The sequence below is a fragment of the Sphingobium sp. genome, assembly GCF_048594625.1.
In the GTDB taxonomy this organism is placed as follows: Bacteria; Pseudomonadota; Alphaproteobacteria; order Sphingomonadales; family Sphingomonadaceae; genus Sphingobium.
On the sequence record NZ_JBMDWL010000063.1, the window covers coordinates 1 to 11,742 of the forward strand.

Annotated in this window: 11 protein-coding genes and 2 pseudogenes; 8 read left to right on the forward strand and 5 right to left on the reverse strand. The window is 62.0% G+C overall.

Annotated features, from left to right (window positions below):
* A partial coding sequence (locus ACOJSJ_RS07705; RefSeq protein WP_420144405.1) for an SDR family oxidoreductase occupies positions 1 to 803 on the reverse strand: 803 nt, incomplete at its 3' end.
* Between the two features lie 110 nt (positions 804 to 913).
* Between ACOJSJ_RS07705 and ACOJSJ_RS07710 the strand changes: the two are divergent.
* The 3 genes and pseudogenes from ACOJSJ_RS07710 to ACOJSJ_RS07720 all read left to right on the forward strand — a co-directional run bounded on the left by ACOJSJ_RS07710 (position 914) and on the right by ACOJSJ_RS07720 (position 3,119).
* Positions 914 to 1,720, forward strand: a pseudogene (locus ACOJSJ_RS07710) (helix-turn-helix transcriptional regulator).
* 122 nt (positions 1,721 to 1,842) lie between these two features.
* Positions 1,843 to 2,307 carry a MarR family winged helix-turn-helix transcriptional regulator gene (locus ACOJSJ_RS07715; RefSeq protein ID WP_420144406.1) on the forward strand — a complete coding sequence of 155 codons (465 nt, stop codon included), beginning with the start codon at positions 1,843 to 1,845 and terminating at the stop codon, positions 2,305 to 2,307.
* Positions 2,304 to 3,119 (forward strand): NAD-dependent epimerase/dehydratase family protein, encoded by an 816-nt coding sequence (locus ACOJSJ_RS07720; RefSeq protein WP_420144407.1) that lies wholly within the window; start codon positions 2,304 to 2,306, stop codon positions 3,117 to 3,119. The genes ACOJSJ_RS07715 and ACOJSJ_RS07720 overlap by 4 nt, the downstream gene beginning before the upstream one ends.
* 57 nt (positions 3,120 to 3,176) lie before the next feature.
* Here the strand turns inward: ACOJSJ_RS07720 and ACOJSJ_RS07725 are convergent, their stop codons facing one another.
* Both ACOJSJ_RS07725 and ACOJSJ_RS07730 read right to left on the reverse strand, forming a co-directional pair.
* On the reverse strand, positions 3,177 to 4,109 hold the full coding sequence (locus tag ACOJSJ_RS07725) for an SDR family oxidoreductase (RefSeq protein ID WP_420144408.1): 933 nt from the start codon (positions 4,107 to 4,109) through the stop codon (positions 3,177 to 3,179).
* A gap of 136 nt (positions 4,110 to 4,245) precedes the next feature.
* Positions 4,246 to 5,307, reverse strand: coding sequence for an AraC family transcriptional regulator N-terminal domain-containing protein (locus tag ACOJSJ_RS07730; protein ID WP_420144409.1), 1,062 nt, complete (start codon positions 5,305 to 5,307; stop codon positions 4,246 to 4,248).
* A gap of 52 nt (positions 5,308 to 5,359) precedes the next feature.
* On the opposite strand from ACOJSJ_RS07730, the gene ACOJSJ_RS07735 reads away from it, so the two are divergent.
* From ACOJSJ_RS07735 to ACOJSJ_RS07755, 5 genes are all read left to right on the forward strand, one after another.
* On the forward strand, positions 5,360 to 6,715 hold the full coding sequence (locus ACOJSJ_RS07735; protein ID WP_420144410.1) for an MFS transporter: 1,356 nt from the start codon (positions 5,360 to 5,362) through the stop codon (positions 6,713 to 6,715).
* A 119-nt stretch (positions 6,716 to 6,834) separates the two neighbouring features.
* The gene (locus ACOJSJ_RS07740; RefSeq protein ID WP_420144411.1) at positions 6,835 to 7,638 is read left to right on the forward strand and encodes a MipA/OmpV family protein; all 804 of its coding nucleotides are present in this window, start codon (positions 6,835 to 6,837) and stop codon (positions 7,636 to 7,638) included.
* 84 nt (positions 7,639 to 7,722) lie between these two features.
* A complete protein-coding gene (locus ACOJSJ_RS07745; RefSeq protein ID WP_420144412.1) occupies positions 7,723 to 8,196 on the forward strand; it encodes a (2Fe-2S)-binding protein in 474 nt (157 codons plus the stop codon).
* The gene (locus ACOJSJ_RS07750) at positions 8,193 to 8,879 is read left to right on the forward strand and encodes an Isoquinoline 1-oxidoreductase subunit (RefSeq protein WP_420144413.1); all 687 of its coding nucleotides are present in this window, start codon (positions 8,193 to 8,195) and stop codon (positions 8,877 to 8,879) included. Before ACOJSJ_RS07745 ends, ACOJSJ_RS07750 begins: the two co-directional genes overlap by 4 nt.
* A gap of 25 nt (positions 8,880 to 8,904) precedes the next feature.
* On the forward strand, positions 8,905 to 11,100 hold the full coding sequence (locus tag ACOJSJ_RS07755) for a molybdopterin cofactor-binding domain-containing protein (RefSeq protein ID WP_420144414.1): 2,196 nt from the start codon (positions 8,905 to 8,907) through the stop codon (positions 11,098 to 11,100).
* A gap of 240 nt (positions 11,101 to 11,340) precedes the next feature.
* Here ACOJSJ_RS07755 and ACOJSJ_RS07760 read toward each other — a convergent pair.
* Positions 11,341 to 11,607 (reverse strand): annotated as a pseudogene (locus ACOJSJ_RS07760) (tyrosine-type recombinase/integrase); the annotation flags it as partial.
* Complete coding sequence (locus ACOJSJ_RS07765) at positions 11,603 to 11,728, reverse strand: transposase (protein ID WP_037482006.1); 126 nt, start codon at positions 11,726 to 11,728, stop codon at positions 11,603 to 11,605. The pseudogene ACOJSJ_RS07760 and the gene ACOJSJ_RS07765, both read right to left, overlap by 5 nt.
* Between the last annotated feature and the right edge of the window lie 14 nt (positions 11,729 to 11,742).

An 11,742-nucleotide genomic window follows, 5' to 3' on the forward strand; every position in this document is an offset into this window, starting at 1 on the left:
GAAGCGTTCATGTCGAGTTGCGCGAACATCGCGAACCAGCCGAAAAAATCCTTCGCCTGCTCTGATGTAATCTTTTGAACCTGCCTATCGAGACCTTGGCCCACGGTTTCCGCGATATGACGAAACGGTACATCTTCCTCCGCGACGGCGTTGTAGCGTTCTCCGGCCTGTCCCTTTTCGAGCGCCAAGCGGAACAGCCGGGCCACGTCGGCGACCGGTGCGGCCGACCAGCGATTTATTCCTTCCTCAACGTAGGCGACGGCCCCTTTGCTGCGACACAGTTCGATATAGGGCGTGATCAGTCCCTGCTTCGCGGTGTCGTGAACCTGGGGGAGGCGAACGACGCGAACATCGACGCCGGCCTCCAGCATGTCGTTGCCTGCAAGTTCCGAGACGATCCGCGGCACAGAATGATCTCGGTTGAGGACAGCTTCGATTGCAGGCTCGCCCTTTCCGCGTTCGCCCATTCCAACCGCTGAGGTGATGATGAGCGGTCGGTTCGAGCCCTTTAGCTCGGCACCCAGTGACGCAATCACCCGCCGATCCTTCTCGCAGTTGGCGACGTATTTGCTGAAGTCATGGTCAAACGCTGTGTGGATAACGGCATCCGCCTGAGCAGCGCCGGCCCTAATCCCCATAAGATTTCCAAGATCCGCGTGATGAATGTCAACTCCAATCCCCGAGAGCGCCGCAGCGCCCGTCTCCGATCGTGTCATGCCCAAAACGTCATGGCCTGCGCCAACAAGTTCTCGCGCGACTTGCGCGCCGATGAAGCCGGTAGCGCCCGTGAGAAAAACACGCATCTGAATATCTCCGTCATTGCTGTCGTTGCTATCCCAGCGCGTTAGCTATCGTGTTAAAGTAGTAAGATTATCATGGTATAACTCTCAACAGGATGAGCATGATGGAGGATATGAACAGCCTGGGTGCCTTCCTGCGCGACCGACGCGCGCGCATCGACCCGGCGAGTTTCGGCCTGCCCGGCGCCCGGCGGCGAACCCCAGGGCTTAGGCGTGAGGAAGTCGCCCAGCGCGCGAACATCAGCCCGACCTGGTACACTTGGCTGGAGCAGGGACGCGGCGGAGCGCCGTCAGCCGACGTGCTCAATCGTATCGCCACTGGGCTCATGCTGACGGAAGCCGAGCGCGAGCATCTCTTCATGCTGGGGTTGGGCCGCCCGCCGGAAGCACGGTATCGACAGGCGGACGGCGTTTCGCTGCGGTTGCAGCGCGTGCTCGACGCGCTGTCCACCAGCCCCGCGATCGTCAAGACACCCACATGGGACGTTCTTGCATGGAACAGGGCGGCAGCGCTGCTCTTAACCGACTATGCGAAAATTCCAGTCAGGGAACGGAACGTCCTCCGCCTCATGTTCAGCAATTCCCGCGTGCGCGCGGCCTAGGACGACTGGCATAGTGTCGCCCGGTTCGTGGTTGGGGGACTGAGGGCCGACGCGGTCCGAGCCGGCGCGAGTACCGAGGTCGCGCAACTTGCCCAGGAACTCTCGCGCACAAGTCCCGAGTTCGCTGCGCTGTGGAATGACAATGATATCATAGGTCAGGGCGATGGCCTCAAAAAGCTCCACCATCGGGAGATCGGACCGATCGAACTCGAATTCTCCACCTTCGCGGTTGATGGGCGAACGGACCTCGCGATGGTCGTCTATAATTCGGCAACCTCCGAAACCGCCGAGCGCATCGCCGCCTATCTGGCCCGATGATAACTCGCACCGGTCGCCACGAAATCAGGCTGATTTTCAGCATTTCGCGGGCTGGCGGGATCGATTGGTATAGCAAGCCATGCAATCTTGACTCTTTGTATGGAACCTAACAATATTGTCAGATGGCAAGCAACCTCGATAATTCGAAGCATGGTGCCGTCGCGGCTTGGGCCAAACGCAGCTATTTTGCGGGCCGCGCGGTGCTGGAGACGCTGCTGCGTCCTTACGGCATCGGTTCGACGCAATGGTATGTGCTCTACCAGCTGGCGCATGACGGTCCGACGATGCAGCGTGACTTATTGCGCTTGCTGCAGGTCGAGCGCGCAACGCTCAGCGGAGTCGTGGGGGCGTTAGTGCGGAGCGGCCTGGTCGTGCAGATCGCGGACCGGATCGACCATCGGCAAAAGCGGCTGCAACTGACTGCGGCGGGGACCGCGCTCTGGGGCACGCTTCCTGATCCCATCTCTCTCATTCATCACGCCGCGTTCGATGGCATCGACGATGCCGATCTTGAGATCGCAGCGCGCGTCCTGCGGACCGCAACCGAGCGGCTGGACGCGCTGTCCCGGAAAGGAAACAAAGAATGACCGTCCTCGTCACCGGCGCGACTGGTCTGGTCGGCACGCGACTTCTTCCCCGCCTTGTCGGGCAAGGAGTCGATTGCCGCGCACTGCTGAGAAAGGGGAAGGCCCCGCCCATCGAGGTTGCTGTTGCCGAAGGCGACCTGCTTGATCCCACGACATTGGACCACGCGCTGGCGGATGTCAGCGCGATCGTCCACCTCGCGGCACTGTTCCGCACGCCCGACACCGACCTGATCTGGAAGAGCAATCTCGACGGCACGCGCAACCTGATCGCGGCGGCAAAGGTCCAGGCCCCGGATGCGCGCTTCATCATGGCGAGCACCAGCCTTGTTTACGACATGCACGCCTCGCATCCCGGGCGCGAGGACGATCTGTCGGAACCCAAGCAAGCCTATCCGGCGAGCAAGCTCGCTGCTGAAGATGCCTTGCGGCAAAGCGGTCTCACCTGGTCGATACTGCGCTTCGCATTCGTCTATGGCGATGGCGACGGCCATCTCGAAGCGTTGCCCAGACTGGCGGCGAATGCGGGCTTTCATCCCGCACAGCGCATGAGCATGATCCATCACCGTGACATCGCCATTGCCGTGACGCTGGCGCTCGACGGGGCGATGGATGGTCATGTCGTCAACCTAGTCGATGAGGCGCCGACGTCGCTCTACGAGCTTTGCGATATGCTCGGCGAGGCGATGCCGCCTTCGTCGGAGCCGCTCGCAAACCCCTGGTACATGCAGGCGGACGGCACGCGGGCCCGAAGCCTCGGCTTCCGGCCGACTATTCGGACGGTCCACCAATCCATGCAAGAGGGCCTGATGTAACAGGGAGCGGCGACCGTCTGTACGAGACGGCTTTGCCCGCATTTTAGGCAATCCCGATTATGTTGGAGGAACCGTGTCAGCAAAAGGGTTGCCTGTCATTTCCTCCGAAATCTCCCACAGCCGCTCAGCCACTGTGTGGTTCTGGGCCTGCGGCGGGATCTTCGAAGGGGCCGGAAAACCACGTATCTCTCCCAGCCCATCGGGGCCGTAATAGCCGCCGCCCATTGCTTGCGGTGCGGTCGCAGCGAACAATGTCGGCAGAGCTCCCCGCGCCGCGGGCTGAAACAGGAACCAGAGCAGCGAGCGGGTGATGCCGATCGCACTGCGCCGCCCCGGCGCATTGTGGAGCAGGTCGGTGCGCGAGACCCCGGGATGCGCCGCCAAGCTCGCGACACCCCAGCCGCTCGCCACGCTCCGTCGCTCCAGCTCGAAAGCGAACATGAGGCAAGCCAGTTTGGATTGGCTATAGACCGGCATCGGGTCGAACCGGTCCTTGGCATTGATATCGTCGAGATTGATCTTGCCTTGCCGCGCGGCAACGCTCGACAGCGTGACGACCCGTGACTTTCGGCCTTTAATGAGCAGAGGCATCAAAAGCCCGGTGAGCGCGAAATGGCCGAGATAGTTGGTGCCCAGTTGCAGTTCGAACCCGTCGGCCGTCGGCTGCCAGGTCGGCGGCCGCATGACGCCGGCATTGTTGACAAGGATATCGAGGCTGCCTCGCTGGTCCCGAAGCCGCGCCGCGAACGCGGCGACCGACGCTAGGCTTGCGAGATCGAGCGTCTCGAACCGGATGTTTGCCGCAGGCGCCGCCGCGCGGATTTTATCGATTGCCTCGGCCCCCTTGGCGGCGTTACGGCCAGCAACGATCACCTCGGCCCCAGCGTTTGCAAGCGCCAGCGCCGTCTCGAAACCAAGTCCACCCGTGCCCGTAACGACGGCGCAGCGCCCATGCTGCGGGGGAATATCAGCGGAAATCCAGCGGGTCATGTGACGTACCTCTTTATCAGTGCATTGTCTGATTGCAGAGGTAGATCACCTGCCGCATCACCGCATGCCCGAACCCGGGGAAAACGTGCCTGATCCTACGAATTCGGGCGCGACAGTGAACATCGGCGTTGGAACGTCACCGACCCACAACCGGATCGGCAATCGCTGGTCGACCGCCCTTATGCGCGCCAACCTCGACCAGCAGGGCCTTGCGTTCCATGATGTCGCGCTTGGGCGCCAGCCCAAACGTGCGGCTATACTCGCGACTAAACTGCGAGGCGCTTTCATAACCGACCTGATAGGCAGCCTCGGTGACATTAGCGGCGTCGGCGATCATCAGGCGCCGCGCTTCCAGCAAGCGCAACTGTTTCTGGAACTGCACCGGCGTCATCAGGGTCAGCGCCTTGAAATGCTGGTGGAAGGAGGATGGACTCATCCTCGCTATGTCAGCCAGATGCTCGATCCGCAGCGTCTGCGCGAAATTCTCCCGCATGACCCTTATTGCCCTCGTTATGCGCTCCAGATGGGTTTCGGGCAGGACCAGCTTGCAGATATCTCCGCCATGCGGGCCGGTGAGCAGCCAGTAGCAGATTTCGCGCATCACCGACGGAAAGAGGATCGGGATGGCTTCGGGTGTCTGCGCCATGCGAAGCAAACGAACCAGACAGTCGGCAAAATGGTCGCCAACCCTCGTGACAAACAGGCTCGGGCCGTCATGGCCTTTTGGCGCTGGCATGTTCGGCAACTGCTCCAGGACACTGCGTATCATCTCGATGTCCAGTTCGATCACCATGCCGAGAAACGGCTCTTGCGGACTTGCGCCAACGATGCGCCCGGTGGCGGGAATCTCCATGCTGACGATCAGACATTCCATGACGCCATACTCGAGCGACTGGTTACCAAACTCGATCTGCTTCAGCCCCTCCAGTACGATGCACAAGGATGGCCTGTACATCTGTGGATTGGCCGGGACGTGGCGCATCGCGCGGATCACGTTGACGCCGCTCATGGGCAGGGGAAACAGCCCTTCTCCACCTCCCAGTGTATCGACATGCGCGAATACGCTGTCGAGCAGCGCGGCAGCCACGCAGGGTTCGGGGGAGGATGACGGCAAGGGCTGAACCCGCATCGGCGCGACACGTCTTTCATCATTTGTAGGAAAAGGCAAAATTCTTGCGGTTTCCGGCATTCTGCTCATGGGACACTCCTTCTAGCGTGATGGTGCCAATCAGCTCAGGAGCGCGCTTATCATGCCAGTCTCCACTACGGATGCAATAGACAAATACAGGGGGAGGCCCGGCAAGAATGCGTCGTATAACAGCATGGTGCCTAATAAACTGCGCGCTGCAGCCTTTATTGCCATATTGTTTCTAGCCAGCATATTCTGTCAAGTTGATCGGATCCTTCCTTTCATATTGGCAGAGGCCATCAAGAAGGATCTGGATCTTAGCGATACACAGATCGGCCTGATGACAGGTATAGCTTTCGCAGCCTGTTACACGCTTCTGTCGCTGCCACTCGCCCGTGCTGCGGACCGCGGTTCGCCACGCCTTGTTCTTGTATCGTGCATATTGGTCTGGAGCACGATGACCGCGATGGGCGGCTTCGCGGGCAGTTTCGGCCTCCTTGCAGCAACCCGCTTTGGCGTCGCGCTGGGCGAAGCCGGCGCCATCCCCTCAGCGCACGCGCTTATTGCCCGTCGGATCGGTCCGAAGCGCCGTGGTATGGCCATCGCCATTTTCTCAATGGGTATTCCGGTCGGAACAATGGTCGGGTTTGCTGCGGGCGGCGCGATCGCCGATAGCCTGGGGTGGCGTATGTCACTGCTGGGCGCAGGTGCGGCTGGTGGAGTAGTTGCATGCCTGGTCTGGTTCGTCACCGGGCCAACGCCGTCTCTCTCGCCCGCTCCCTTGGTCAGGGAGCCAGCCCTTCAGATCAGTCGCAGGCTGGTCGCCATGCCAGCCTTCCGCTGGCTCATTCTGGGTAGTATTGCCCTCGGCTTTGCTTCGGCGGCTTTCTACGCCTTTACAGCGCCGTTCCTCATGCGCACCCATGGTTATAGCGCTGGCGAGGTCGGCATGTCCTTTGGCCTGCTGCAAGGAGGAATGGGCATAATCGGCACGCTCGCGGGCGGACGCTTTTTCGACCGGGCGGTGCGGGCGAATAGTCCCCGCCTGCTGGGCCCCCCATCCATCCTCCTCATCCTGGCCGGCGGTACCACCACGGCGGCGCTCTTCGTACCGGCCGGTCCCCTCTCGATCGCGCTTTTCGTGCCCGGCATGCTGTCTTTCGCCTTCCTGTTGCCCGGCGCGTTCGGCGCGGCGCATCTGGTCGCCGGTGCCGGCCACCAAGCCATGGCATCTAGCCTTTTGCTCATTGGTTCGGGCTTGTTCGGTCCGGCCATTGCTCCATTGTTCGTCGGCATGGTGAGCGACTGGGCAAGTGCCAACGCCATACCGAACGGCCTGGGGCTGGGCCTGTTGATCGCGCCCGTCGCGAGTGTGCTGGCGGGGTTGGCAATGCGCGTCGCTGATCGTCGGATCGGGCAAGACATTAAAATCAGTCTGTCGAGATCGGACCAGGGCCACCCCTCCCCCTCGGTCTGACGAGAGGCCGCCGCCATCTACCCCATGCCCGGGCGGCCTCCATCAGGCCGTCGAGGAGTAGCCCGGCCAACGGGCACCTTCGGCGGCCACATCCTTCCATTTCACCAAAAGGATTTTCCATGCGTTCCCTCATAGTGATCCCGTTCGCCTTTCTCGCGGCCACGGCTGTTACCATCAATACCACAGCGCACGCCCAGCAGGCGCCTGACGACGGCGCGCCGCACGGCATGGTCGCGATCGGCGCGGGCGTCGTTCCTGAGTTCGACGGTTCGGGCGATGTCCGGCCATTCCCCTTCGGAACCGCCGACATTCGCTGGCGCGGTCTCAATTTTCAGGTCCGCGGCGCGGGCGCGCGCGTGGACGTCGTGTCGGACCCGCGGCTGGCGATCGGACCCGTCATCGGCCCGCGCCTGCCCCGGCGCGATGCCGAAGGCCGCCTTGGCCGCCTTCCAGAAATCGGCACCGCCATCGAGGCGGGTGGATATATTGGCTATCGCCTGGGCGGGGATCAGTTCGGGCAGGGCGCGGTGCAGCTCGAACTGACGATGGTCCACGACATTTCCGACACGCATAATGGCCTGCTGGCGACCGGCAGCGCCAGCTATGCAGCCTTGCAAAATCGCGACATGTTCTTATCTTTCGACCTGCAGACGAGTTGGGTCAATGCGGACTACAGCCGTACATATTTCGGGATCGACCAAAATGGAGCAGCAGCCAGTGGACTGGCGCAATATACACCGGGATCAGGCTTTCGCGATATTGGCGGCGGGGTGACGGCGGGCTACTGGTTCAGCGAGCGATTTGGCGTAATCGCGCGGGCCGGTGCGACATATCTCGTTGGAGACATTGCCGACAGTCCGATCGTGGACGAAGGCAGCCGCTGGCAACCCGCTGCAGGGCTAATGCTCTCCTATCGGTTCTAAAGCACGCAATCGTCACAGGATCAGGCAGGCTTTTTGAAGGATCGGGTGTTCGCGCGGCGGACGAGAGGAGTTAGGTTCAGGCCCATGGCTTTCACTCTTTCCATAAATGGTCGCACGCATCGCGTGGAAGAGGACGGCGATACGCCGCTGCTCTGGGTTCTGCGCGATACGCTGGGGCTGACCGGCACCAAATATGGATGCGGCGTCGCCCAGTGCGGCGCCTGCACCGTGCATATCGATGGCAAGCCTGTGCGCTCCTGCGTACTGCCGCTGGACGCTGTCGGCGCGGCGCCGGTCACGACCATCGAAGCGATTGCCGGCCCAGAGGCAGACGCGCTTCGTGAGAGCTGGGTGGCGCGCGATGTGCCGCAATGCGGTTTCTGCCAGTCAGGCCAGATGATGAGCGCGCTCGCTCTGTTGCGAGCGATTCCTGCGCCATCGGACGCAAATATCGACCAGGCCATGAGTGGCAATATTTGTCGCTGCGCCACCTATAACCGCATCCGCGCCGCGATCCACGACGCTGCCACCAAAGTTGATGGGCGAGCGCGCACATGACAGAACGCCAGCCCCGCAGCGAGCTGCGTCGCCGACGGTTCGGATGCCTGCCGATTTTCGCGATAGTGATCGCGATTGTCGGCCTGCTGGCCGTAGTCGCCCTGCGCCCACGGGCATTGCCGGAGAGCGAGACGCTGACATCGGTGCGCGCGCCGGTGCAGCAGGTCGATCTACGCCCGGTTTCGGACTTCGCCGCCATCGCCGATCCGGCTGAACGCTCCGTGGCGCTGTTCCAGGAAGCCGGTCGAGTGATCCGGCATCCACGCTGCCTTAACTGCCACCCGCGCGGCGACCGTCCGACCCAGACCGATGCGATGCGTCCCCATAACCCTACTGTGGTGCGCGGTAGCGACGGGCATGGCCTCTCTACATTGCGTTGCACAACCTGCCATCAGACGCAGAACGCCAGAGTGTCAGGTGTTCCGGGCAATCCGAAATGGGCGCTCGCACCGGTCGAAATGGCCTGGCAGGGCAAAAGTCTTGGCGAGATATGTCGGCAACTGCTTGATCCCGCTCGCTCGCACATGAATCGCGACCAGCTGCTGCATCACATGGCGCATGATGAGCTGGTCGGCTGGGCGTGGCATCCAGGTGGCAAGCGCACGCCAGCGCCGGGGACGCAGGCGCAGTTCGGAAACCTGATCCAGTCCTGGATCGAGACGGGCGCGCAATGCCCCGCCTGACTAGTTCCCGCGCAAGGAGCCGCGCATGACGCAAATTGAAACACCGGACCGCCGTTTCCGCATGACACGCCGCCGGATGATCCTGGGCGGCGCGCTGGTCGGCGGCGCGTTGATCGTCGGCTATGGCGTCACCCATCCGATGGACGTTGGCGGCGCATTGCTGAGCGGTGGTGGCGTCGACCCCGAGCCAAGCGCTTTTGGTCCCTTCATTCGCATCACCCCCGACGGATGGGTGACGATCGTCAACAAGCAGCAGGAAATCGGCCAGGGCATCCATGCCGGAATCGCCGCGTTGATCGCCGAGGAACTGGATGCGGACTGGGATCGGGTCCGCGTGATCGACTCGCGCGGCAATTTCCGGGCCTATGGTATCCAGATGACCGCAGGATCGAACGCGATTGCGTCCAACTTCGACGCCATGCGGACCGCAGGCTCCGCTGCCCGCGCCATGTTCGTCAATGCAGCCGCGTTGCGCTGGAAGGTCCCGCCCAGGCAGATCGACGTCCGCGACGGGATCGTCTCGCATCCCGGCTCGCGGCGGTCAGAGCCTTTCGCCCAACTGCTGGCCGACGCCGCCCGCCAGACGCCGCCTCAGAAACCGGTCCTTAAACGGCCCGAGCAGTACCGCCTCGTCGGCACCGACCGGGTGCGACGCAAAGACAGCCTGCCCAAGAGCACCGGCGCGCAGGTATATGCCCAGGACATCCAGCGCCCCGGCATGCTGGTAGCCATGGTCGCACATAGTCCGCGCTTTGGCGGCCAGCTCGCGCGATTTGATGACAGCGATGCGCGCAAGGTTAAGGGCGTCGTCGACGTCTTCGCGATAGAGAGTGGCGTTGCAGTCGTGGCCGAGACGACCATCGCCGCGCGCCGTGGACGCGATGCGCTACGCATCGAGTGGGATGACACTGACGCTGAAAAACGATCGACGCCTGATCTCGTCCGCTGGTATCACGACATTGCGGCTGGACATGGCGATGTCGATCCAGCCGATTTCGCGATGAAGGGCGAGGACCCCGGAACTCCGTTCAGCGGTGATGTGGCGCAGTTCAGCTTCGATTTCCCCTACCTTGCCCATGCGCCGATGGAGACGATGGATTGCGTCGCGCGGGTCGACGGCTGGGACGTGTCGATCACTTCGGGCGCGCATCTCGTCACTGTCGATCAGGTTCAGGCCGCGCTCACCGCGCGCACCATTCCCGGCAAGGTCGATATCGAGGTCGTCCCCGCTGGCGGCTCTTTCGGGCGACGCGGCGGCTTGTCATCGGATTATGTCGTCGAATGTGTAAGGATCGCGAAGCGAACGAACGGCCGCGCGGTCAAGCTGATGTGGACGCGCGAGGATGAGATGGCAGCAGGCTACTATCGGCCGATGTCGCATCACCGCATATGGGTGCAGTTGCGATCGGACGGGCTTCCCGCCCGCTGGCGTTTCCATAGCGTCTGCCAGACGCTGCTCCCCGTTGGCCCGAAAACGACCGCGACGGAAGGCATCACTGACTCGCCCTATTTCTCGACCGCGTCCACCGTCGACGGCAAGATATTTACACCGGCATTCCCGGTCCCGGTCAGCTTCTGGCGATCGGTCGGCCATTCACACACCGCCATGGTGATGGAGCATGTGGTCGATCAGCTTGCCAGGCGTGCCGGGCGCGATCCCGCCGATTACAGGCTGGCCCTCTACCACCAGGCGAACGACAGGCGCAGGCTGACGCTACTCGACAGGCTGCGTCGGGAAGCCGGCTGGGATACACCGATCGAGAGCGGCTGGGCACGCGGCATGGCAGTTCATGAGGCGTTCGGCACGCTCGTCGGGCAGATTGTTGAAGTCCGGCTCGACAATGGTCGGCCGATTGTGCGCCGGGTCGTCGCGGTCGTCGACTGTGGGACTGCGGTCGCACCCGATCTGATTGCAGCCCAGATGGAGGGCGGCATTGGTTTCGGGCTTTCGGCAGCTTTGTTCGGTGCGGTGACGCTCAAGGCCGGGATCGTCCAAGAGACCAACTTCGACAGTTATCCGGTGGTGCGCATGAACGAGATGCCACATGTCGAAACACATATCATCGCGTCTCACAACAAACCCACCGGCATGGGCGAGCCAGGGGTCGCGCCGATTGCGCCTGCCGTCGCCAATGCGATATTGGCGTTGACAGGAAGACCAACCGCAGCCCTTCCACTCCTTGCCGGATCGCAGGTCAGTAATGCCGGGCTGCGGAGCTGAAAGGCGGGAACATCGGGGCTATTCGACACATAGGGAGTATGAACTAAACAAATACCGCGGAATTGAGCGACGCAGCCCTCATCGAGGGAATGGACCCTTCGTACAAGACGGCCTATTGCGAAGATCGCCCAAATGACCGCTTTTGGGAATGAGGCGCACTGCCTTGAATGGCAGACAAGGGCGCGTAACCGCCAAGCTGTAACTCTTGGGTCCTTGCAACGGCAAGGACCCAAGGCAGTTTCAGATTTCAGTGCCCTCTGCAAGGGTCAAAGCGTCCTCCACGTCCACGCCGAGGTATCTGACCGTGCTTTCGATCTTCGTGTGCCCAAGCAAAATCTGGACAGCGCGGAGATTTCCAGTCGCCTTGTAGATGATCGACGCCTTGGTTCGGCGCAAAGAGTGGGTGCCATAATCTTCGCCGGGAAGTCCGATCCCCGTGACCCATTCGTCAACAAGGCGAGCGTATTGCCTGGTGCTTATGTGGGCTGCGTGATCGGTACGGCTAGGCGGCGTGGACAAATTTAAGCCAGTATCTGGCCGTTGCGAGATGGACCATTCCAAGGAAGCTATTGGCCAGTTGATCGTATCGGGTAGCGATGGCGCGGTTGATCTTAAGGTGGCCGAACATGCGCTCGATACGGT